This window comes from Achromobacter spanius, from assembly GCF_003994415.1.
Lineage (GTDB): Bacteria > Pseudomonadota > Gammaproteobacteria > Burkholderiales > Burkholderiaceae_B > Achromobacter > Achromobacter spanius_C.
In genome coordinates, this window is the sequence record NZ_CP034689.1 from 901,787 (window position 1) to 923,142 (window position 21,356).

Here is a 21,356-nt window from a genome sequence, read left to right on the forward strand (position 1 = left end):
TAATCGACCGTAATTGTATTGAATTCGGTGGGGGTGGCCCATGCTTGACCGCGAAGGCTACCGCCCCAATGTCGGCATCATTCTCGTCAACAGTCGAAACGAGGTCTTTTGGGGCAAGCGTATCAGGGAACATGCATGGCAGTTCCCTCAGGGCGGCATCAAATATGGCGAAAGCCCGGTGCAGGCCATGTATCGCGAACTCCATGAAGAGGTGGGCTTGAAGCCCGAGCATGTCCGTATTTTGGGGCGTACACGCGATTGGTTACGTTATAACGTGCCCGATCACTTCGTCCGGCGTGAGTGGCGTGGCCACTATAAAGGACAAAAACAGATTTGGTTCCTGTTGCGCCTGGTGGGACGCGACAGCGATGTATGCCTGCGCGCGACGCAGCACCCGGAATTCGATGCCTGGCGCTGGAGCCAGTATTGGGTTCCGCTGGATGCCGTGATCGAGTTCAAGCGAGACGTCTATACCCAGGCTTTGAACGAGTTGTCGGCGATCCTCTTCCGGCGTCATCACGAAACCCGCTATCTGCGCCAGCGCGTGCATGGGCAGCGGGCAGCAGAGAATTTGCCCGAAGGAACGGACGGTCATGCGCATATTGTTGGTTGAAGACGAACGGGACATGGCGTCCTGGTTGATGCGCGCGCTTGCTCAAAGCGGATTTGTCCCGGATCACGCGGCCGACGCCCGTACGGCCGAGGCCTTCATGGCCGGCACCGAATATGATGCCATCGTCATGGACCTGCGCCTGCCCGACAAGCACGGGCTGGTGGTCCTGCGCGAAATGCGCAACCGCGACGACCGTACGCCCGTCCTGTTGCTGACCGCGCAGGGCGCGCTGCAAGACCGGGTGCGCGGGCTGAACCTGGGCGCAGATGACTTCCTGACCAAGCCCTTCGCCCTGGAAGAGCTGGAAGCGCGGCTGACCGCCCTGGTGCGCCGCAGCCGTGGTCGCCAGCATCCCCGCTTGCAATGCGGTTCGCTTTCCTACGACAGTGAAAGCCGGGCGTTCACCCTGGACGGTTCGCTGCTATTCCTGACCCCGCGCGAACACGCGGCACTGGCGGCGCTGCTGACCCGCAGCGGCTATCCCGTCGACAAATCCCAGCTCTTCGGCAAGGTCTTTACTCACGATAGCGAAGCCAATCCTGACGCCATCGAGGTCGTGCTGCATCGCCTGCGCAAGAAGCTCGCCGGCAGTGACGTGCGCATCGTGACGGTGCGCGGCCTGGGTTACATGCTGGAAAGCGTGGCCAGCGAATCCACGGAATCTGAGTGAGCCTGCGGATCCCCGGGCTGCCGCGCGTCGGCATCCGCGCGCTGCTCATCATCTTGCTGCTGCCCGGCGTGGTGGTGTTGCTGGTTATCGACAGCCTGAACGATTACCGCACGCTGTCCGAGATCACCAACGAAGCCTATGACAGCGCGCTGGTGGAACCCGCCCGCGTGTTGGAAAGCAGCCTGGAATTCACGCCCGACGGCAATCTGCAGGTGGCTACGCCCTTGTACGCGCAAGTCATGCTGGAGTCCCGGGCGGGGCTGCGCAAGTACTTCCGCATCGAACAGATAGATCCGCCCATCCCGGACGACTCGACCGTACCCAAAGAGCAGGGCAAGACCCTCCTGGGCATGCCCGAAATGCCGCGGCCGCCGACGTGGCCGCGTTCCAACGGCCAGCCCGTCTTTTACGACGGCGTCTACCGCAATGACCCGGTTCGGGTCGTGGCCGTGGTGCGCGATCTTTACTATCAGGGTCTGCACCGCCAGGTGCTTGTGGTGGTGGCCGAAAGTACGGGCAAGCGGATTGAAGCCGAGAATAACGCGCGGCGCCAGGAAATCCTGCGCGATGCCCGCATGCTGGCTCTGGTCGTGGTGCTGGTGTGGTGGGGTGTCTCGTGGGCGCTGAAGCCCTTGCGCCGGCTGCGTGCCGATATCCGCAACCGCCGTCCCGATGACTTGACGCCGCTGGATGCCTCGCGCGTGCCGAGCGAAGTGGCACCGCTGGTCGACGCCGTGAATCATCACATTGCCCGTTATCGCCGCGTGCTGGACGAGCAGTCCCATTTTCTGGCCGACGCCTCGCACCAACTGCGCACGCCATTGGCCATCATGCTGACGCAGGCGCAGTACGCGTTGCGCGAGCGCGATCCCGCGCGTACGCGCGAAGGCTTGCGCGCCATCGTCGACCAATTGGGCCGCACCCGCCGCCTGACCGAACAATTGCTGTCCTTGGCTCACGCCAATCAGGCGGAACCGTTGCCGCGGCAGTTGCTCGATATGAACGCGGTGTCGCGCGAAGTCGTCCTGCAGTACCTGCCCCTGGCTCATGAAAAGCAGCAGGACCTGGGCTGGGTACAGGCGGTCTCTGAAGAGGGGCAGGAAACGTCCGCGTCAGTGTCGGGCAACGAAGCCGAACTGCACGAGGCCCTGTCCAATCTGGTTCACAACGCCATCAACTACGCGCCTGTGGGCGCGCGCATTACGGTATCGGTCAGCCGCCTGGAAAATCGTGCCGAAGTGTCTGTTTCGGATAACGGCCCTGGCCTGGACCCCGTGTTGCGCGGCAGGGCCTTTGCACGCTTCGAGCGGGTTGGTACTGACAAGCCCGTGGTGTCGTCAGGTTCCGGGCTGGGCCTGGCGATTGCCCGGGCTTATGCCCGCCGCAATGACGGTGATATTGAATTGCGTGACGGCGAACCCAACGCGCAGGGCGGCATGGGCTTGGCGTCAGTGCTGTGGCTGCCGTTGGCACCCACGGTCTCGCAGTATCCGCGTCCGGCGGATGTGGACCTGAACGGCGAGCAATAAAGCCGCCTGGCTTTCAATATTTTTTCTCTGCTTCCCCTTTCTTCGGCCTTTTCCTGTCAGGGATAACCCCTGGATTCAGGAATGCGACAGCGCATAGAAAGCGGATTAGCAGCTTCCCTCCGTAATCTGCGCTCCGGTTCGTTGCAAAGGGCCGGGCGAGGCTCGTGTCGAGCGGCGCATCAAGGGCCAGCACGGTCCTGCACCCGGAAGGAGGAAGCAAGTGCAAAAAAATATCAACAGAAAGGACTACTACGGCGGAGCGCTGATGGTCCTGATCGGGTTGGGGGCGATATACGGCGGCAGCGGTTATCACATCGGCACATTGAGCCACATGGGACCTGGATTTTTTCCGGCAGCGCTGGGCGGGCTGCTTGCCTTGACCGGCGTGTTGATCGCGGTCTCCGCGCGCTCGGGCGAATCCACGCCGCCCGCGCCGGGCGACGGCCATGCCCACGGCTTGCCCGACCTGCGCGGCAGCGTCTGCATCATTCTTGGCATCCTGGCCTTTCTGCTGCTGGGCGAGTATGGCGGCCTGTTGCCGGCCACCTTTGCCATTGTCTTCATCTCGGCGTTGGGTGATCGCAAGAACACCATCAAGCAAGCCATCCTGCTGTCGATCGCGATGTCCGCGATCGCGGTCGTCGTGTTCTGGTGGGCGCTGCAACTGCAGTTGCCGCTGTTTCGTTGGGGTTGAAGTGCCATGATCTCTCAGTCTTTGATGGACCTGTGGTATGGCTTCGGGGTTGCGTTCCAGTGGCATAACCTGGTGTGGTCGTTCTTTGGCGTGCTGGTCGGCAACCTGATCGGCGTGCTGCCTGGCATGGGCGCTTTGTCGGCAATTTCGATCCTGTTGCCGCTTACCTACGTCATGCATCCCGTGCCCGCCATCCTGATGCTGGCGGGTATCTTCTACGGCTCGCAATATGGCGGCGCCATCGGCGCAATCCTGCTCAACCTGCCTTCGCACCCGCCACACGCGGTGACCTGCCTTGACGGCTATCCATTGACCAAGCAGGGCAAGGGGGGAACGGCGCTGGGCATCACGATGATCTGCTCGTTCTTCGCCGCGTCGGTCGGCATCATCGTCATGATTTTCGCTTCGCCCTTGCTGGTGGAAGTGGCGTTCAAATTCGGCCCGACCGAGATTTTCTCGATCATGCTGCTGGGTCTGTTGGCCGGGGCGACGATGTCGCGCGGTTCGCCTCTCAAGGGCGTGGCGATGACGCTCTTCGGCCTGATGTGCGGCGTGGTCGGCACGGACGTGAACACGGGCACCATCCGCTTCTCGTTCGGCTTGCTGGACTTGTCCGACGGCCTGGAGCTGGTGGCTATTTCGATGGGCCTGTTCGGCGTGGCCGATTTCCTGATGAGCGTCAACCGCATGACCATTATCGGCAGCGGCGCCAAGCTGCGTATTAGGGACATGCGACCGTCAAGGCAGGAACTGAAAACGGCGTTCTGGCCTATGGTGCGCGGCACGGCGGTGGGTACGCTGTTTGGCGCCATGCCGGGTACGGGGCCGACCATCACGACGTTCGTCGCCTACGCGCTGGAACGCAAGATTTCCAAGACGCCCGAGAAGTTTGGCACCGGCATGATTGCCGGCGTGGCCTCGCCGGAGGCCTCGTCGCACTCGAAGACACAGGTGGACTTCATCCCCACGATGAGCCTGGGCATTCCGGGTGACGCGGTGATGGCGCTGATTCTGGGGGCACTCTTGATTCAGGGCATTCAGCCGGGGCCGCAGTTGATCACCGAGCATCCGGACATTTTCTGGGGCCTGATCGCCAGCTTCTGGGTCGGCAACGTCCTGCTGATGGTGCTGAACGTGCCGCTGATCGGCGTGTGGGTCAAACTGCTGCAAGTGCCTTATCGCTACCTGTTCCCGTCCGCACTATTCTTCATCGCGGTGGGCGTGTTCAGCACACAGAACAGCCTCTTCCAGATTTGGGAAGTGTTGGCGTTTGGCGTGATCGGCGCAATCCTGATGACCTTGGAGTTCTCGGTGGCTCCCATCTTGCTGGGCTTTGTGCTGGGGCCGATGGTGGAAGAAAATTTCCGCCGTGCGCTGCTGCTGTCACGCGGCGACCTTGCGGTGTTCGTTGAGCGCCCCATCAGTGCGTGGTTCATCGGAGCAAGCGCCTTGTTGGTCATTTTGCAGCTCTGGGCCTTTGCGCGACGTGGCAAAGGCAAGGGCAAGGACAACAGCAAGCCCGAGGTCCCGCAAACCGCCTGAACGGGCGCTGCGCAGTCACGGCGACGGCCCGGCTTCACGCCGGGCCGTTTGATTTGTAGGGCGTCATCCTGCATGCTTGCAGCTTCGAAAACGCCTTGCAGAACCGCCACCATGCATATCCTTTTTGCTTGCCCCCTCCACGATCCCGATGTCTGGGTGCCGCGCCTGGAAGCCGCAATGCCCGGCTGCCGCATTTCGGTGTGGAACCCCGATGGCCCGCCCTCGGGGGCTGAAGTGGCGCTGGTCTGGCGCCCGCCCGTGGAACTGTTCAAGCACGAAACCGGCATCTCGACGCTGTTCAATCTGGGCGCGGGCGTTGATGCTCTGCTGAAGATGCCCGAAATTCCTGCGCATGTTCGCATCGTGCGCCTGGAAGACGCGGGCATGTCGGTGCAAATGGCCGAATACGCGCTATACGCGTTGCTGCGTGTGTCGCGTGATTTTGAAGCGTTCGATCAGGCGCAGGCGCGCCAACACTGGGATACCCGTGAAGGCACGCGCCAGGCGGACTGGCCCGTTGGCGTACTGGGTCTGGGGCAGGTGGGCGCACGCGTGGCGCAGACGCTGGCTGAATTCGGCTATCCCGTCGCCGGCTGGTCGCGGTCCCCGCGCGATTTGCCCGGCGTGGAATCCTTCGCGGGCGAAGCCGCCTTGCCAGCCTTTTTGGCCAGAACGCGCTTCCTGGTGAACGTGTTGCCGCTGACGCCCGACACGCACGGCATCCTGAATCGCGACACGCTGTCGCAATTGCTGCCCGATGCGCACCTGGTCAACGTCGGCCGCGGCGAACACCTTGTCGAAGACGACCTGGTTCAAATGTTGGAAGAGGGCGAGATCGCCGGCGCCACACTGGATGTGTTCCACACCGAGCCGCTGCCCAACGATCATCCCTTCTGGCGCGATCCGCGCGTGCACGTCACGCCGCACATCGCCGCGCGCACGCTGCGTGATGAAAGCATCGAGCAAATCGCCGGCAAGGTCGCGCAACTGATGCGCGGTGAAGCCATCACCGGTGTGGTCGAACGCGCACGGGGCTACTGAGCCGGGGGCGTTGGGGCCTTTTCCAGCCGCTGATACATCGACGGCAGGCGTTGCGACAGAAAATCCAGCAACGTCCTGACCGCCGGCATCATGCCGCGCCGAGACGGATAGATGCAATGCACGATGCCTTCCGGCGATTGCCATTGCGGCAGCACCTGCACCAATTGGCCCCGGCGCAATTCCTCTTGTGTGGCGATGGAGGGCAGCAGGGCAATGCCGCGGCCTCGCACCGCAGCCTCGGTCAGCACGATGAAATCGTTGCACGACAGTTGCGGCTTGAGTTCAATCTGCAACTCTTCGCCCTTGTCATTGCGCAGTGGCCAGCGCACTTCGTTTTGCGGGTCTGAAAAGCTCAGCGTGGTGTGTGACGCCAGGTCCTGTGGGGTGTCCGGCGTGCCATGGCGTTGCAGGTAGCCGGGGCTGGCCACCAAGGTGCCACGCGCCGTGCCCAGGTGGCGCACCACCAGTTCGGCGTCGGTATCCAGCTTGGTCCGCACGCGCAAGGCCAGGTCCACGCCTTCGCGGATCAGGTCCACGCGCCGGTTGGTCACCAGCAACTGCACCGATATCGCTGGCCAAGCGTCCAGGAATTCCGGCAACAAGGGCGCCAGCACATCCTGCGCAATGGAGACGGGGCAACTGACAATCACCGGTCCGGCCGGCTCGGATTGCAATTGGCGCATGGCATCGTCAGCAGCGCGCGCGGAGGCCGCCATTTCGCGGCAGTAATGCAGGTAGCGTTCGCCCGCCGAGGTCAGCCGCAGGCGTCGTGTCGTGCGTTGCAGCAGGCGCACGCCCAAGCTTTCCTCAAGATGTGAAATTCGCCTGGAAAGGCGGGATTTGGGGATGTCCAGTGCCCGGGCCGCCGCGCTGAACCCGCCCTGTTCAACCACTTGGGAGAAGTAGTAGAGGTCGTTTAGATCTTGCATGATTGTTCTATTCCTGGAACGAATAGTTCATCATATCTGGGTTTATGTGAATAATGAACCGGTCTACAGTGACGCCATGCACTCGGGATCTGCCAACGCCACCCGGCGCCCAGCCCCAGTCCGGTACCCCTTATGAATCGGACGTGGCGCTGACGGATCCCTCGCCTGCTCATGGCAGGCCACCACTGGAGAAATTCGCAATGAAGACCCTTGTCATCCTGTCCTCGATTCTTGGCAACCGTTCCCACAGCACGGAATTGGCCGATCATTTCATGGTGCGCGCCAAAGCCGCCCACCCGGCCGATACCGTGAAAATCCGCGACCTCGGCGCGCAGCCCATTCCGTACTTCGACGGCAATACCGCCGGCGCGCTGTTCACCCCTGCAGAGGCCCGTAGCGTGGAGCAGCAACGCATCGTCGAGCTCAGCGATTCGCTGGTTGCCGAACTGATGCAAGCGGACCGCATCGTGTTCGCCGTACCCGTCTACAACTTCAATCTGCCCGCCCAGTTCAAGAGCTATCTGGACCACGTAGCCCGTGCCGGCGTCACGTTCCGTTATACGCCCGAAGGCGTGCCGGAAGGCCTCGTCAAGGGTAAGCAGGTGTTCGTGCTGACGGCGCGTGGCGGCAAAGCCGAAGGCACGCCGTCCGACACGATGACGCCGTACCTGCGTCAGATGCTCAGTTTCCTTGGCATGGACGATGTCACGTTCATCGCCGCCGAAGGCATGGCGATGGGCGAAGTGGCTGCGCTGGAAGGCGTGACGCTGGCCAAGCAGCGTATCGATGCCCTGGTGCTGGGCGTGGCGCAAGACGGCATGGCCGCCTGATCGGCCTTGTTCGCGTGTCAGAAAAAAGGCGAGCCTTGTGGCTCGCCTTTTCATTGCGGCATGTTGAATGCCTAGTCGCGTAGCCGCTTCACCAGGCTGGACGTGTCCCAGCGGCCGCCGCCCATCTTCTGAACATCGGCATAGAACTGATCCACCAGCGCGGTCACGGGCACGCGCGCGCCGTTGTTGCGCGCTTCCGCCAGCACCAGGCCCAGGTCTTTACGCATCCAGTCCACGGCAAAGCCAAAGTCGAACTTGTCGTCGACCATGGTGCCGCCCCGGTTCTCCATTTGCCAGCTTTGCGCCGCGCCTTTGCTGATCACGTCCAGCACCAACTTCATGTCCAGCTTGGCCGCCTGGCCGAAAGCCACGGCTTCGGACAAGCCCTGCACGAGGCCGGCGATGCAAATCTGGTTGACCATCTTTGCCAACTGGCCCGAACCGGGCGCGCCCACCAGCGTCACGGCGCGGCCAAAACACTGGGCCACGGGCTTGATGGCTTCGAATACCGCTTCTTCGCCGCCGCACATGACGGTCAGCGCACCATTGACGGCGCCGGCCTGTCCGCCGGACACGGGCGCATCCACGAAATTCAGGCCCAGCCCCTTGGCTTGCGCGTAAAGTTCGCGGGCCACATCGGCCGACGCGGTGGTGTGGTCGACGAACACGGCGCCGGGCGCCATGCCTGCAAACGCACCGTCGGGTCCGAGCACAACGCTGCGTAGGTCGTCGTCGTTGCCCACGCAAGCAAAGACGATCTGTGCACCTGCCACCGCTTCGCGCGGCGTGCCCGCATGGCGGCCGCCGAACTCCGCAACCCAGGCCTGGGCCTTGGCGGGAGTACGGTTATATACCGTCACGTCGTGCCCGGCGCGGGCCAGATGGCCGGCCATGGGCAGGCCCATGACACCCAGGCCGAGAAATGCGACTTTCTGGGCTACGACCGCGTCGTAGTTTTTGGTTCCGATCGTTGCCATTGCAGGAAGCTCCGCTCAATGTGAGTTAGGTCAATCTTAGGGAAGTAACCTTAACGCAATCCAAAAGCCGGCGGCGAGCCCATCAAAAAAAAACCCCTGGGGCAAGCCTAGGGGTTTTGGAAAGAGGCAAGGCGCCGCGATGGGCGGCCTGACCGCTTTTTATTCTTCTTCGACGAAGGTCTCTTCGCGCTTCTTGCGGATGGCGGGCAACGCCACCAGGATCACAAGGAAGGCCGCCACGGCCAGCAGCGAAGCCGAAAGCGGACGGGTCACGAAGGTGCTGAAATCGCCACGCGACAGCAACAAGGCACGACGGAAGTTTTCTTCCATCATGGGGCCCAGAACCAGACCCAACAGCAGCGGTGCGCCTTCGCACTTCAGCTTCGACCACACGTAGCCGATGATGCCGAAGATGGCGGTGGTGAAGATGTCGAACGCGTTGTAGTTCAACGAATACACGCCAATCGTGCAGAACACCAGAATCGCCGGGAACAGAATGCGGTAGGGCACTTTCAGCAGCTTGACCCACAGGCCGATCAGCGGCAGGTTCAGCACCACCAGCATCAGGTTGCCGATCCACATCGAGGCGATAAGGCCCCAGAACAGCTCGGGGTGGCTCGTCATGACTTGCGGGCCGGGCTGAATGTTGTGGATCGTCATCGCGCCAACCATCAGCGCCATCACAGCGTTACCCGGAATACCGAGCGTCAGCAGCGGAATGAAGGACGTCTGTGCCGCAGCATTGTTTGCCGATTCCGGGCCTGCCAGGCCGGCCGGATGACCCTTGCCGAAGCGTTCCGGATTCTTCGAGATCTTTTTTTCCAGGGTGTAGGAAGCGAACGACGACAGCACCGCACCGCCACCCGGCAAGATGCCCAATGCCGAACCCAGGGCCGTGCCACGCAGCACGGCGGGAGCGGCTTCCTTGAATTCCTGCAGGTTCGGGTACAGCGTGCCGATCTTGTCGGTGATGTCGACGCGGTTTTCCTTCTGCTCCAGGTTGGTCATGATTTCGGCGAAGCCGAACACACCCATGGCCACGATGGCGAAGTCGATACCGTCTTGCAGTTCGGGAATGCCGAAGTCGTAGCGGGCAACGCCTGAGTTGACGTCAGTGCCGACCATGCCCAGCAGCAGGCCCAGGATGATCATCGCGATCGCCTTGGGCAGCGAGCCCGAAGCCAGCACCACGGCGCCGACCAGGCCCAGGCACATCAGCGAGAAGTACTCGGCGGGGCCGAACTTGAAGGCCACCTCAGCCAGCGGAGGCGCGAACGCGGCCAACAGCAGCGTTGCCACGCAGCCGGCAAAGAACGAACCCAGCGCGGCGATGGCCAGTGCGGCGCCCGCCCGGCCATTGCGGGCCATCTGGTGACCGTCCAGCACGGTAACCACCGCGGACGTTTCCCCTGGCAGCGCCACAAGAATCGCGGTCGTCGAGCCGCCGTATTGCGCACCGTAATAGATGCCGGCCAGCATGATTAGGCCGGCAATCGGGGGCAACACATACGTAATCGGCAGCAGCATTGCGATGGTGGGAACCGGGCCGATGCCTGGCAACACGCCAATCAGCGTACCCAGAATGCAGCCCAGCAATGCGTAGGCCAGGTTCTCGGGCGTAAACGCCACCGAGAAACCCAACAATAGGTTGTCAAACAATTCCATGACCGGTTGCTCCTTAGTTCATGCCCAGAAAGGACGGCCACAGCGGGAAAATCAGCCCCAGCCCCTTGACGAATGCCAGATACGAGAACAGCACGAGGAAGATCGCGTTGGCAACGGCGACCTTCAGGCTGAACTCATGGCTGGCCAGGCTGCTGACGACAACCAGGATGAATACCGAAAGATAGATGCCCAGCGGCTTGAGGATGAAGCCGTACAAGACCACGGAACCCACGACGAGAAAGACGATGCGCCAGTCGAACTTGTCGACATGCGTTTCGTGGGCTTTCTTGGAAAGTGAGCCAAGCAGCACGATGGCGCCCAGCAAAGCCAGAACAATGCCTAGCCAGAAAGGAAAATACCCTGGGCCCATTCGGGCGGCAGTACCCATTTGGTAGCTGCTGGCCTGCCAGGCGAATCCCAGTCCAAGGGCGATGAACATCACCCCCGACCAGAAGTCCTGTCGATTGCGTAGCTGCATGATTGGTTGGCTCCTATTTACAGCATGTAGATAAAAAGTTTGTAGCCGGATGGGACTCGCCGAAAGGCGAGTGACAGGCACAAAAAAGGCACTTCGGGGTGCCATTAGTTATTCTGAAAGCGGCGGCGCGGCTTCTTGAAAGGGCGAATGGTAATTGACGCCTGCCATGCTGCAAACCCTGTAAGCTCGGTGAAAGCCTGGGGTTTTCCCTAGAATTCGGGTACTCCCGAGCCTAAGATGTAACGCCGCAGGAAGAATGAGTGCTTTTTGAAAGCTAAGTGAAAGTTTATAGAAAGAAATGCGAAAGCCAGATCGGCCGGATGCGGGGATTTTGGAGGAGGCGCTTTTCTTGTTCTGCCGGAATCGGTTAGTCTCGCGCCGCCCAAATCAACACCGCATTTCCTACCGAATATTGCCGGGTTTCTCACCTTGCGTGAAGTGGCCCGGTTCACCTCAGGATGGTTTACGATAGCGCCCATGCTGCAAGACCTAGACCAACTCGCCGCCCGCATCGGGCAACTGGTGCAACGCACCCGCCAACTCCACGCAGAGCGTGATGCGTTGCGCCTCCGCTTGAACGAATTCGAAGCTGAACAGCGCGTGCTGAAGCAGCGCGCGGCTGAACGCGACGCTGACATCGCCACGTTGCAAAGCAAGCTTCAGGATCACGACGGCGCGGTTACCGCAATGCTTGAGCAAGCCCAGCAGGCTGAGGCCGCCTTGCGCGAGCAGCTTGCCCGAGAATCCGCCGAACGCCAATCGCTTGAAGCGCGTTTCTCTGCCCGCGAATCGGAATTGCAGGGTAGCCTGCAAAGCCGTGATACCGAACTACAGCGCTTACGCGTGGCCGCCGCCTCGGCTCGCGAGCGCATTGACGCCGTGCTGGCCCGCTTGCCTGGCGCGCCGTCTGGAGAGCAACACTGATGGAACGCGTAGACGTAACCATATTAGGGCGCGACTATTCCCTGGCTTGCTCCACCGAAGAGAAGCCCACGCTGATGGCCGCTGTGCGCCACGTTGACCAACTGATGCTGCGCATCCAGGGAACCGGCAAGATTTCCAGCAACGAACGCATTGCCGTCATGGCCGCGTTGCAAGTCGCTGGCGAGCTGCTCGCCATGAAAGCGCCTGATGGTCCGCTAGGGGGTTTGGCGGTTGGCGACTTCAAGCGTAGAATTGAGGACATGAACGCAGTACTCGATGACGCCTTGTCGGGTCAGGAAAAACTGCTCTAAACGTTCATAACGCTGTATTCAAGAATTTTCAGTTTGTCCCTGCCGTGTCCGTGACTAGGCCATACATTCTCTGAACCTATGTCTTTTGGCATATTGGTTGCGGGAGTGCAGAGCTGGAGTGATTGTCTCTCGTAGACGAACCCGACGCTCTTCGGAACGCGACCACCTTGAACCTCAGGGTTCGAGATGCCGGCCTTGACGGCACAGGCGGGGCATCTATCCCAGCGGGCCTGCCAACAGCGCAGGTCCGCGTCGGGTGCGACAACCATCCCCCTCTTTTTCTCTCTGTCCTCCCTCCTAGGACCCGTCCATGTTCAAACACCCTGTTTTCTCGCTGACGAAACTCGGCGCAGCGTGCGCAGCCGTGGCCGCCATTGCTGCGGTTCAGCCCGCATCCGCTCAGGCGCAGGCGCCCAATGCGCCGGCCATGGCGGAATCCACGAACCGTTCGCCGGAAATGACATTGCAAGCGGCGGCCTCGTCGGAGGTCAAGCAGGACACGGTTCGCATTTCCTTGTCTGCCGAGGTTGAGGCGCCTGACCAGCCCGCCGCCGGCAAGAAGTTGACGTCGGTGCTGGACGATGTGGTCAAGCGTGCGCGCGACACCAAGGGCGTGGAAGTCCGCACGGGTGGCTTCAACGTGTGGCCCAACACGAATAGCAAGGGCAAGATTGCATCGTGGCGCGGTCAGGGCGAGATCGTGCTGGAGTCCAAGGACTTTGAAGCAGCCGCTGCCCTGGCGGCCAAGCTGTCGGACAAGACCGCTATTTCCAGCATCGGGTTTTCGCTGTCTCGTCCAGCGCGTGAAGCCGAAGAGCGCAAGCTGCTGAAAGAAGCGGCCCAAGCGTTCAAGGATCGTGCATTGGCTGCTGCCAACGCGTTCGGCTTTTCGGGTTACCGCCTGTCCAAGCTGGAGCTCGGCGGCTCGGGCGGCCCCGTGCCGATGCCGCGCATGCTTGGCGCGGCCATGGCCAAAGACGCCTCTGGCGGCTACAGCCCGGACGTCCCGCTGGAAGCGGGAGACGTCACGGTTAGCGTCGCCGTCAACGGGACGATCGTTTTGCAGTAAGGCTGAACATGATGGCGCCCAAAGCGACCATCGGCAGGGACAGCCACTGTCCCATGCTTAATCCGCCCGCTAGCAGGCCCAGGAAGTTGTCTGGCTCACGGGTGAATTCCACCAGGAAGCGGAACGTCCCGTAACCCATCAAGAACAGCCCGCTCACTTGTCCCAGTGGGCGCGGCTTGCTCGAAAACCACCACAGCAGCGCAAACAGCACAATGCCTTCCAGGCCCAGCTCATAGAGTTGGGATGGGTGGCGCGCCAGCCCGTCGCCGCTGCCGGGAAACACCATGGCCCACGGCACATCGGTTGGTCGGCCCCAAAGCTCGCCATTGATGAAGTTGCCCAAACGGCCGAACCCCAGGCCCAGCGGAATCAACGGCGCGATGAAATCGCTGACCGCGAAAAAGGGCAGCTTCTTCTTCCGCGCAAACAAAAGCATGACGAGGATCACGCCGATCAGGCCGCCGTGGAACGACATGCCGCCTTGCCACAAGTACGCCACTTCCAGCGGATGCGCCAGATAGTAGGCAGGCTTGTAGAACAGCACATATCCAAGTCGTCCGCCCAGTACGACGCCCAGCACACTATAGAAAATCAGGTCTTCCAGGTCGCGCACGTTCAGCGATGTGGTGTGCCCGCTTGTGATGCGCCGGCGGCCAAGCACATACACCAGGGCGAAGCCCGCCAAATACATCAGCCCGTACCAGTGGATGGCGAGCGGCCCGATCTGCAAGGCTACGGGGTCGAATTTTGGATATTGCAGCATGTTCTGCCCGACACAATGAAGTTGAATGATAATAACCGGCGAGCACTGAAGATTCGCATGCATGCAAGCGAGCCAGCTTCCTGGGTGCGTTCGCCATGTCCGCGCCCCGACGGCCGACAGGAGAGACAGACCATGCCGAACAACGAACGTTCCCGCCACATCACTGAAGGCGTAGCACGCGCGCCCAACCGCGCCATGTATTACGCGCTGGGCTACAAAGAAGCCGATTTCAACAACCCCATGATCGGCGTGGCCAATGGCCATTCCACCATCACGCCCTGCAATAGCGGGTTGCAGCGCTTGGCGGATGCAGCCATCGACGCCATCCGTTCGTCCAGCGCCAACCCCCAGGTGTTCGGTACCCCCACCATCTCCGACGGTATGTCCATGGGCACCGAGGGCATGAAGTATTCGCTGGTCTCGCGCGAAGTCATCGCTGACTGTATCGAGACCGCCGCCCAAGGCCAGTGGATGGACGGCGTCGTGGTCATTGGCGGTTGCGACAAGAACATGCCGGGCGGCATGATCGCTTTGGCGCGGACAAATGTGCCGGGCATCTATGTCTATGGCGGCACCATCAAGCCGGGCCACTACAAGGGCAAGGATCTCACCATTGTCTCGGTCTTCGAAGCCGTGGGCGAATATACGATGGGCCGCATGCCCGAGGCGGATTTCAAGCAGATTGAAAAATGCGCGATCCCTGGCTCTGGTTCCTGTGGTGGTATGTACACCGCCAACACCATGAGTTCCGCCTTCGAAGCCATGGGCATGAGCTTGCCGTATTCCAGCACGATGGCCAATGAAGATGACGAAAAAGTCGTCTCGGCCGCCGAGTCGGCGCGAGTGCTGGTCGACGCGGTCCGGCGCAACCTGCGTCCGCGCGACATCATCACGCGCGAATCCATCGAAAATGCGGTGTCGGTCATCATGGCCACGGGCGGGTCCACCAACGCGGTGCTGCATTTTCTGGCGATTGCCCACGCCGCCGACGTGCCGTGGACCATCGATGACTTCGAGCGTATCCGCAAGCGTGTCCCGGTGCTGTGCGACTTGAAGCCGTCTGGCAAGTACGTTGCCACCGATCTGCATCGCGCGGGCGGCATCCCCCAAGTCATGAAGCTGTTGCTCAATGCCGGCCTGCTGCATGGCGATTGCGTCACGATCACGGGCAAGACCATCGCGCAAACGCTCGCCGATGTGCCCGATGCGCCGCGCGCGGACCAAGACGTCATCATGCCGCTGGACCGTGCGTTGTATCCGCAGGGACATCTGGCCATACTCAAGGGCAACTTGTCGCCGGAAGGCTGTGTCGCCAAGATCACGGGGCTGAAGAACCCCGTTATGACTGGTCCGGCGCGCGTCTTCGATTCCGAGGACGACGCCATGACGGCCATCATGGCCCAGCGTATCAACGACGGAGATGTGGTGGTGATCCGCTACGAAGGTCCTAAAGGCGGGCCGGGCATGCGGGAAATGTTGGCGCCCACGTCCGCTTTGGTGGGGCAGGGCTTGGGTGAAACGGTAGGGCTGATCACCGACGGCCGCTTTTCCGGCGGTACCTGGGGTATGGTCGTCGGCCACGTTGCGCCTGAAGCCTTCGTGGGCGGGCCGATCGCCCTGATCCAGGAAGGCGATTCGGTTACCATCGATGCCCACAAGCTGCTGCTGCAGCTCAACATCAGCGACGAAGACCTGGCGGCTCGTCGTCAGGCCTGGGTCCAGCCCAAGCCGCGTTATACACGCGGTGTGCTTGCCAAGTTCGGCAAGCTCGCCAGCACCGCGAGCCGTGGGGCAGTCACCGATGCATTTGAAGATTAGTCTGTGGGCGGCCACCGCCTGCATGTTGAGCGCAGGCGCGGTTCAGGCGCAAACGACCGGCCTGGATCTGGCCAAGAGCAAGGCCTGTATGGCCTGCCATCAGGTAGAGGTGAAGCGCGTGGGACCGCCGCTGAAGAGTGTGGCGGAACGTTATGCGGGGCAGGGCGACGCCATGGTGGATTATCTGGCCGGCAAGATACGTGGAGGTGGTCGCGGCGCCTGGGGGCGGTCCCCATGCCGGCGCAAACCCATGTCAGTCAGGAAGATGCCCGTCTGCTTGCCGAATGGATATTGTCGCTGGCGCCGGCCAAACAGTAGTCTTAATCTTGATCCCCCGGCGTGAAGCCGGGCTTGGGCTGCAAGGCGCGGCCCTTTATGAATGAGGAATTGCCATGACAGAACAACCCTCCCCGGGCAACGAGGTTGCCGTCCTTGGCGGCGGCTGCTTCTGGTGCGTTGAAGCGGTCTTCGTCGATCTGCGCGGCGTGAAGAGCGTGTTGCCCGGCTACAGTGGCGGGCATGTCGACAACCCCAGCTATGAACAGGTGTGCGGCAAGGATACGGGCCATATCGAAGTCGCCAGAATCGAATTTGATCCCAAGGAATTGTCCTTCAGCGACTTGCTGCGGGTTTTCTTCGCCACACACGATCCCACCACGCCGGGCCGTCAGGGTAACGACATCGGTCCGCAGTACGAGTCGGCAATCTTCTGGCAGAACGAGTCTCAGCGTGAGCAAGCTGAAGCGGTCATTGCCGAGGTGGAGGCGCAACAGGTTTACGATGCGCCCATCGTCACCAAGCTATTGGCGCCCGCCAAATTCTGGCAAGCCGAGGATTACCACAGCAACTACTTTGCCCTGCACCCCGAGCAAGGTTATTGCCAGTTTGTGATCGCACCCAAGGTTGCCAAGTTCCGCAAGCAATTCCAGGATCGTCTGCAGCGCTAACTGCCGCGTGGACGCCCGGGTCGGTTCGAACGGGCAAAAAAAACCTCACCATAAGGTGAGGCTACAAAGCCAGTGCCGATGCTAGGGCACTTGGGCACTGGCGGGGAAGCTCTTACTCGACGCTCTTCACCACGCCGCGGCGCATCTGGTCCAGTTCGATCGACTCGAACAGGGCCTTGAAGTTGCCTTCGCCAAAACCGTCGTTGCCTTTGCGCTGGATGATCTCGAAGAAGATCGGGCCGATCTGATTCTCCGTGAAGATCTGCAGCAGCAGTCCGCCGCCCGGCGCGCCATCCAGCAAGATGCGGTTTTTCTGCAGGCGTGCAACGTCTTCGCCGTGGTTCGGAAGACGGCGGTCCAAGAGTTCGTAATACGTTTCCGGCGTATCCAGGAACACCACACCCGACTCGCGCAGCGCCTCAATGGTGCTGTAGATGTCGTCCGTCGCCATGGCAATGTGCTGAATGCCTTCGCCACGGTACAGGTCCAGGTACTCCTGGATCTGCCCCTTCTCCTCGGTGCCTTCCTCATTGATGGGAATGCGGATATTGCCGCAAGGCGACGTCATGGCCTTCGACTTCACGCCCGTGACCTTGCCTTCAATATCGAAATACCGCACTTCGCGGAAGTTGAACAAGCGCTCGTAGAACTCTGACCACTCGGCCATGCGGCCCTTGTGCACGTTGTGCGTCAAATGGTCCACCAGCGTCAGGCCGGCGCCACGATGGTTCAGGTCTGCCTGGGCATTGCCAGGATCCACCGGCACGAAGTCCACGTCATAGATGCTGATATCACCAATCCCGCCATGGCCTTCCTTACCCGTCCAGCGGTCAACCAGGTAGATCAGCGAGTCGCCGATACCCTTGATGGCCGGAATGTTCAGTTCCATCGGGCCGCTGTGCGAATCAAAACCCCAAGCGCCCAGTTCCAACGCCCGCTTGTAGGCTGCATTCGCGTCTTGCACGCGGAACCCGATTGCACAGATGGATGGCCCATGCAGACGCGCGAAGCGCTGGGCGAAGGAATCAGGTTCTGCGTTGATCAAAAAATTGACGCCGCCTTGGCGGTACAGCGTGACGTCCTTGTGGCGGTGTTTGGCGATGGCCTTGAAGCCCAGTAATTCGAACACCTTGCGTAGCGCAGCGGGGTCCGGCGCGGCATATTCGATGAACTCAAACCCCGCTGTGCCCATCGGGTTTTCCCAGGGTTGGAATGCGCTGCTCATAAGTCTGCTCCCTTGCTTCGTTTTCAGGACGACTTGTTGTTCAAGTCTAGAGGAAGATTGTAGGAAGGATTGGCGGGCAGACAATTGCAAATATGGCGTAAAAGTGCAAACGTTGAGCAATAATATAGCCATGAAAATCAAATAAAGGGCAATAAATGTCTGATATCGAGCTTGATAGGACAGATTTAAGGATTTTGGCTGAATTGCAGCGCGATGGCCGGCTCAGCAATCAAGAGCTGGCGGATCGCGTATCGCTGTCACCAAGTCCATGCCTGCGTCGGGTGCGCCGCCTGGAAGAGAAGGGCTTCATCAAGAAGTATGTGGCGCTGATCAATGCCGAGAAGGTGGGGCTCGGCCTGCTTGCGTACGTCAACATCCGCTTGAACAAGCACAGCGGCTCCAGTCACGCCCCGATGAGCGACTTCGCGCGCGACGTGCAGCTCTGGCCGGAAGTGGTCGAGTGCTATGCGATGTCCGGTGACATGGACTATCTACTTCGAATACAAGTCGCTGACCTGGCGCACTTCTCCCGGTTCGCCATGGACACTTTGATGCGACACCCCGCAGTGGTGGACATGCGCTCTTTCTTCGCCCTGCAACAGATCAAGGAGACGACTGAGCTCAGGCTTTGATAACAGGAGTGGGTACGGTGCGTGCCTTCTCTATATATAGGGGGGATCTACATACAGCGGAGACGGATGGGCGTCCTAGGCGGAATATGTAGCAACACCGTGAAAAATTGGAATCGTCCCCATAACTCTTCATCTTTTTGCAAATTGGGTGTCATGAAGATCACCCGTGAGAAATTTCCGTGCTATAGTCTCGCTCCTTCGCAGTTCAGGCAGTTTTTGAACCGCGAAGCCAGGAGTAGCGCAACAGGCCAACAAGCAGGCGATCCGCAAGGAAACCTACCCGGCCTGCCGCAAAGCCACCAGTAGATAGATGTCTGGCAGCCAAGCGGTAATTGCAAGTATTGCAGCAAATCAGGCAAAAGCCAGTTGCGCAAATTGCAAAAATCGTGCTAAAGTCTTGGGCTTGGCTGGTGATAGCGATTCAGGGTTTACCCGAATCAATATTGCAAGCCACCTGAAGTGATGACCGACCTCTGGTTTCCAGAGCCAAAGCAAAGCGAAAGCGAGCGGCGGGGTTGCAAGATGGGATGCAAATTAGGCAAGAGCCGGTTGCATAATCTGCAAAAGTCGTGTTATAGTTTCAGGCTTGGCAGTTGCCGAAAACTTAGGGTTAACCCGGATGGGTGTTCTGATGTTTCGATAGCTGCTAAGAGAGGGTGATCTGAAGAGGTCGCAAGCAAGAAGGCGGTGACGCGAAAGCGAACGAAGCTGACTTGACAAGCGATAAAAACTTCTTCATAATCTCGCCTCTCTGCTGCTGAAAACAGCGAGCGACGCAAGGCGAAAGCCGCAGCGAAGCTGGCGAGTTTGGTAGGTGGCAGCAAGCAGTTGGTAGTACAGAATTTAGCAGTACCGCTCTTTAACAATTAAACAACCGATAAGTGTGGGCGCTTGATGCGATGCACTGTGATTCAGGTCTGGGGTCAAACCTTGGCTTGCTTCACAAGCACAATGAAATCAAGTGCTCACTAGAAGTGAAGTACCTTAGACGTCAAGTTTAAGAACATACCTCACTTCCTTTGAGTAGCGACGTATGACCTGGTTCGGATTTATTCGGACCAAGAATACGAAACAAATACAGAGATTAAACTGAAGAGTTTGATCCTGGCTCAGATTGAACGCTAGCGGGATGCCTTACACATGCAAGTCGAACGGCAGCACGGACTTCGGTCTGGTGGCGAGTGGCGAACGGGTGAGTAATGTATCGGAACGTGCCTAGTAGCGGGGGATAACTACGCGAAAGCGTAGCTAATACCGCATACGCCCTACGGGGGAAAGCAGGGGATCGCAAGACCTTGCACTATTAGAGCGGCCGATATCGGATTAGCTAGTTGGTGGGGTAACGGCTCACCAAGGCGACGATCCGTAGCTGGTTTGAGAGGACGACCAGCCACACTGGGACTGAGACACGGCCCAGACTCCTACGGGAGGCAGCAGTGGGGAATTTTGGACAATGGGGGAAACCCTGATCCAGCCATCCCGCGTGTGCGATGAAGGCCTTCGGGTTGTAAAGCACTTTTGGCAGGAAAGAAACGTCATGGGCTAATACCCCGTGAAACTGACGGTACCTGCAGAATAAGCACCGGCTAACTACGTGCCAGCAGCCGCGGTAATACGTAGGGTGCAAGCGTTAATCGGAATTACTGGGCGTAAAGCGTGCGCAGGCGGTTCGGAAAGAAAGATGTGAAATCCCAGAGCTTAACTTTGGAACTGCATTTTTAACTACCGAGCTAGAGTGTGTCAGAGGGAGGTGGAATTCCGCGTGTAGCAGTGAAATGCGTAGATATGCGGAGGAACACCGATGGCGAAGGCAGCCTCCTGGGATAACACTGACGCTCATGCACGAAAGCGTGGGGAGCAAACAGGATTAGATACCCTGGTAGTCCACGCCCTAAACGATGTCAACTAGCTGTTGGGGCCTTCGGGCCTTGGTAGCGCAGCTAACGCGTGAAGTTGACCGCCTGGGGAGTACGGTCGCAAGATTAAAACTCAAAGGAATTGACGGGGACCCGCACAAGCGGTGGATGATGTGGATTAATTCGATGCAACGCGAAAAACCTTACCTACCCTTGACATGTCTGGAATTCCGAAGAGATTTGGAAGTGCTCGCAAGAGAACTGGAACACAGGTGCTGCATGGCTGTCGTCAGCTCGTGTCGTGAGATGTTGGGTTAAGTCCCGCAACGAGCGCAACCCTTGTCATTAGTTGCTACGAAAGGGCACTCTAATGAGACTGCCGGTGACAAACCGGAGGAAGGTGGGGATGACGTCAAGTCCTCATGGCCCTTATGGGTAGGGCTTCACACGTCATACAATGGTCGGGACAGAGGGTCGCCAACCCGCGAGGGGGAGCCAATCCCAGAAACCCGATCGTAGTCCGGATCGCAGTCTGCAACTCGACTGCGTGAAGTCGGAATCGCTAGTAATCGCGGATCAGCATGTCGCGGTGAATACGTTCCCGGGTCTTGTACACACCGCCCGTCACACCATGGGAGTGGGTTTTACCAGAAGTAGTTAGCCTAACCGTAAGGGGGGCGATTACCACGGTAGGATTCATGACTGGGGTGAAGTCGTAACAAGGTAGCCGTATCGGAAGGTGCGGCTGGATCACCTCCTTTCAGAGCTTAAGTGCTCGTGTTAAGCGTCCACTCTTATCGGTTGTTTTTTGTAGCTGGGGTCAATATTGATTGGCCCGGCGTA

Annotated in this window: 19 protein-coding genes, 1 rRNA gene, 1 other RNA gene and 1 pseudogene; 16 read left to right on the plus strand and 6 right to left on the minus strand. The window is 60.0% G+C overall.

All coding sequences use genetic code 11. The features are described from left to right. Window positions 1-40: 40 nt before the first annotated feature. The 6 genes from ELS24_RS04005 (at window position 41) to ELS24_RS04030 (ending at window position 6,089) form a co-directional block, all read left to right on the plus strand. Window positions 41-613: an RNA pyrophosphohydrolase gene (locus ELS24_RS04005; RefSeq protein ID WP_006217428.1), complete on the plus strand. Its 573-nt coding sequence runs from the start codon at window positions 41-43 to the stop codon at window positions 611-613. Further along, window positions 594-1,283 carry a response regulator gene (locus tag ELS24_RS04010; RefSeq protein WP_050449185.1) on the plus strand — a complete coding sequence of 230 codons (690 nt, stop codon included), beginning with the start codon at window positions 594-596 and terminating at the stop codon, window positions 1,281-1,283. Before ELS24_RS04005 ends, ELS24_RS04010 begins: the two co-directional genes overlap by 20 nt. Further along, complete coding sequence (locus ELS24_RS04015) at window positions 1,280-2,812, plus strand: sensor histidine kinase (protein ID WP_230694764.1); 1,533 nt, start codon at window positions 1,280-1,282, stop codon at window positions 2,810-2,812. Before ELS24_RS04010 ends, ELS24_RS04015 begins: the two co-directional genes overlap by 4 nt. 265 nt (window positions 2,813-3,077) lie before the next feature. Next, window positions 3,078-3,506 carry a tripartite tricarboxylate transporter TctB family protein gene (locus ELS24_RS04020; RefSeq protein WP_050449210.1) on the plus strand — a complete coding sequence of 143 codons (429 nt, stop codon included), beginning with the start codon at window positions 3,078-3,080 and terminating at the stop codon, window positions 3,504-3,506. Window positions 3,507-3,512: 6 nt separating this feature from the next. After that, entirely contained in the window at window positions 3,513-5,048 is a 1,536-nt protein-coding gene (locus ELS24_RS04025; RefSeq protein ID WP_127183454.1) for a tripartite tricarboxylate transporter permease, read from the plus strand. A gap of 111 nt (window positions 5,049-5,159) precedes the next feature. Further along, complete coding sequence (locus tag ELS24_RS04030; RefSeq protein WP_127183455.1) at window positions 5,160-6,089, plus strand: 2-hydroxyacid dehydrogenase; 930 nt, start codon at window positions 5,160-5,162, stop codon at window positions 6,087-6,089. On the opposite strand, the gene ELS24_RS04035 is transcribed toward ELS24_RS04030, so the two are convergent. Further along, on the minus strand, window positions 6,083-7,018 hold the full coding sequence (locus tag ELS24_RS04035) for a LysR family transcriptional regulator (RefSeq protein WP_050449188.1): 936 nt from the start codon (window positions 7,016-7,018) through the stop codon (window positions 6,083-6,085). The two genes, ELS24_RS04030 and ELS24_RS04035, sit on opposite strands and share 7 nt — an antisense overlap. 200 nt (window positions 7,019-7,218) lie before the next feature. Between ELS24_RS04035 and ELS24_RS04040 the strand changes: the two genes are divergently transcribed. Next, window positions 7,219-7,848 carry an FMN-dependent NADH-azoreductase gene (locus ELS24_RS04040; protein WP_127183456.1) on the plus strand — a complete coding sequence of 210 codons (630 nt, stop codon included), beginning with the start codon at window positions 7,219-7,221 and terminating at the stop codon, window positions 7,846-7,848. A gap of 71 nt (window positions 7,849-7,919) precedes the next feature. Here the strand turns inward: ELS24_RS04040 and ELS24_RS04045 are convergent, their stop codons facing one another. The 3 genes from ELS24_RS04045 to ELS24_RS04055 form a co-directional block, all read right to left on the minus strand. Further along, window positions 7,920-8,825: an NAD(P)-dependent oxidoreductase gene (locus ELS24_RS04045; protein ID WP_127183457.1), complete on the minus strand. Its 906-nt coding sequence runs from the start codon at window positions 8,823-8,825 to the stop codon at window positions 7,920-7,922. A 159-nt stretch (window positions 8,826-8,984) separates the two neighbouring features. Continuing rightward, window positions 8,985-10,490, minus strand: coding sequence for a tripartite tricarboxylate transporter permease (locus tag ELS24_RS04050; protein ID WP_050449193.1), 1,506 nt, complete (start codon window positions 10,488-10,490; stop codon window positions 8,985-8,987). A 13-nt stretch (window positions 10,491-10,503) separates the two neighbouring features. Next, window positions 10,504-10,968, minus strand: coding sequence for a tripartite tricarboxylate transporter TctB family protein (locus ELS24_RS04055; RefSeq protein ID WP_050449194.1), 465 nt, complete (start codon window positions 10,966-10,968; stop codon window positions 10,504-10,506). Window positions 10,969-11,445: 477 nt separating this feature from the next. Here ELS24_RS04055 and ELS24_RS04060 point away from each other — a divergent pair, with 477 nt between their 5' ends. The 4 genes from ELS24_RS04060 (at window position 11,446) to ELS24_RS04075 (ending at window position 13,272) form a co-directional block, all read left to right on the plus strand. Further along, window positions 11,446-11,892, plus strand: coding sequence for a hypothetical protein (locus ELS24_RS04060; RefSeq protein WP_050449195.1), 447 nt, complete (start codon window positions 11,446-11,448; stop codon window positions 11,890-11,892). Continuing rightward, window positions 11,892-12,203, plus strand: a complete 312-nt coding sequence (locus ELS24_RS04065) for a cell division protein ZapA (RefSeq protein WP_050449196.1) — start codon at window positions 11,892-11,894, stop codon at window positions 12,201-12,203. The genes ELS24_RS04060 and ELS24_RS04065 overlap by 1 nt, the downstream gene beginning before the upstream one ends. Before the next feature lie 33 nt (window positions 12,204-12,236). Continuing rightward, window positions 12,237-12,421, plus strand: a non-coding RNA gene (gene ssrS, locus ELS24_RS04070) — 6S RNA. 92 nt (window positions 12,422-12,513) lie between these two features. Next, complete coding sequence (locus ELS24_RS04075) at window positions 12,514-13,272, plus strand: SIMPL domain-containing protein (protein WP_050449197.1); 759 nt, start codon at window positions 12,514-12,516, stop codon at window positions 13,270-13,272. On the opposite strand, the gene lgt is transcribed toward ELS24_RS04075, so the two are convergent. Beyond that, window positions 13,247-14,035: a prolipoprotein diacylglyceryl transferase gene (gene lgt, locus ELS24_RS04080; RefSeq protein ID WP_050449198.1), complete on the minus strand. Its 789-nt coding sequence runs from the start codon at window positions 14,033-14,035 to the stop codon at window positions 13,247-13,249. The genes ELS24_RS04075 and lgt overlap by 26 nt on opposite strands. Before the next feature lie 132 nt (window positions 14,036-14,167). On the opposite strand from lgt, the gene ilvD reads away from it, so the two are divergent. The 3 genes and pseudogenes from ilvD (at window position 14,168) to msrA (ending at window position 16,800) form a co-directional block, all read left to right on the plus strand. Beyond that, the gene (gene ilvD / locus ELS24_RS04085) at window positions 14,168-15,853 is read left to right on the plus strand and encodes a dihydroxy-acid dehydratase (RefSeq protein ID WP_127183458.1); all 1,686 of its coding nucleotides are present in this window, start codon (window positions 14,168-14,170) and stop codon (window positions 15,851-15,853) included. Further along, a pseudogene (locus ELS24_RS31185) lies at window positions 15,837-16,171 on the plus strand (c-type cytochrome). The gene ilvD and the pseudogene ELS24_RS31185 overlap by 17 nt, the downstream one beginning before the upstream one ends. 74 nt (window positions 16,172-16,245) lie before the next feature. After that, entirely contained in the window at window positions 16,246-16,800 is a 555-nt protein-coding gene (msrA, locus tag ELS24_RS04095) for a peptide-methionine (S)-S-oxide reductase MsrA (RefSeq protein WP_127183459.1), read from the plus strand. 112 nt (window positions 16,801-16,912) lie between these two features. Here msrA and hppD read toward each other — a convergent pair whose 3' ends face one another. Beyond that, entirely contained in the window at window positions 16,913-18,025 is a 1,113-nt protein-coding gene (gene hppD / locus ELS24_RS04100) for a 4-hydroxyphenylpyruvate dioxygenase (RefSeq protein WP_050449202.1), read from the minus strand. 155 nt (window positions 18,026-18,180) lie between these two features. On the opposite strand from hppD, the gene ELS24_RS04105 reads away from it, so the two are divergent. Both ELS24_RS04105 and ELS24_RS04110 read left to right on the plus strand, forming a co-directional pair. Continuing rightward, the gene (locus tag ELS24_RS04105) at window positions 18,181-18,657 is read left to right on the plus strand and encodes an Lrp/AsnC family transcriptional regulator (protein WP_050449203.1); all 477 of its coding nucleotides are present in this window, start codon (window positions 18,181-18,183) and stop codon (window positions 18,655-18,657) included. 1,086 nt (window positions 18,658-19,743) lie between these two features. Further along, window positions 19,744-21,274, plus strand: a 16S ribosomal RNA gene (locus tag ELS24_RS04110). Window positions 21,275-21,356 lie beyond the last annotated feature (82 nt).

Coding starts and splice junctions, on each gene's coding strand:
- ELS24_RS04005 (WP_006217428.1), top strand. CDS start 41: ATGCTTGACCGCGAAGGCTACCGCCCCAATGTCGGCATCATTCTCGTC.
- ilvD (WP_127183458.1), top strand. CDS start 14,168: ATGCCGAACAACGAACGTTCCCGCCACATCACTGAAGGCGTAGCACGC.
- ELS24_RS04105 (WP_050449203.1), top strand. CDS start 18,181: ATGTCTGATATCGAGCTTGATAGGACAGATTTAAGGATTTTGGCTGAA.
- msrA (WP_127183459.1), top strand. CDS start 16,246: ATGACAGAACAACCCTCCCCGGGCAACGAGGTTGCCGTCCTTGGCGGC.
- ELS24_RS04055 (WP_050449194.1), bottom strand. CDS start 10,968: ATGCAGCTACGCAATCGACAGGACTTCTGGTCGGGGGTGATGTTCATC.
- ELS24_RS04050 (WP_050449193.1), bottom strand. CDS start 10,490: ATGGAATTGTTTGACAACCTATTGTTGGGTTTCTCGGTGGCGTTTACG.
- ELS24_RS04030 (WP_127183455.1), top strand. CDS start 5,160: ATGCATATCCTTTTTGCTTGCCCCCTCCACGATCCCGATGTCTGGGTG.
- ELS24_RS04020 (WP_050449210.1), top strand. CDS start 3,078: ATGGTCCTGATCGGGTTGGGGGCGATATACGGCGGCAGCGGTTATCAC.
- ELS24_RS04060 (WP_050449195.1), top strand. CDS start 11,446: ATGCTGCAAGACCTAGACCAACTCGCCGCCCGCATCGGGCAACTGGTG.
- ELS24_RS04010 (WP_050449185.1), top strand. CDS start 594: ATGCGCATATTGTTGGTTGAAGACGAACGGGACATGGCGTCCTGGTTG.
- ELS24_RS04035 (WP_050449188.1), bottom strand. CDS start 7,018: ATGCAAGATCTAAACGACCTCTACTACTTCTCCCAAGTGGTTGAACAG.
- ELS24_RS04025 (WP_127183454.1), top strand. CDS start 3,513: ATGATCTCTCAGTCTTTGATGGACCTGTGGTATGGCTTCGGGGTTGCG.
- ELS24_RS04075 (WP_050449197.1), top strand. CDS start 12,514: ATGTTCAAACACCCTGTTTTCTCGCTGACGAAACTCGGCGCAGCGTGC.
- ELS24_RS04065 (WP_050449196.1), top strand. CDS start 11,892: ATGGAACGCGTAGACGTAACCATATTAGGGCGCGACTATTCCCTGGCT.
- ELS24_RS04045 (WP_127183457.1), bottom strand. CDS start 8,825: ATGGCAACGATCGGAACCAAAAACTACGACGCGGTCGTAGCCCAGAAA.
- lgt (WP_050449198.1), bottom strand. CDS start 14,035: ATGCTGCAATATCCAAAATTCGACCCCGTAGCCTTGCAGATCGGGCCG.
- hppD (WP_050449202.1), bottom strand. CDS start 18,025: ATGAGCAGCGCATTCCAACCCTGGGAAAACCCGATGGGCACAGCGGGG.
- ELS24_RS04040 (WP_127183456.1), top strand. CDS start 7,219: ATGAAGACCCTTGTCATCCTGTCCTCGATTCTTGGCAACCGTTCCCAC.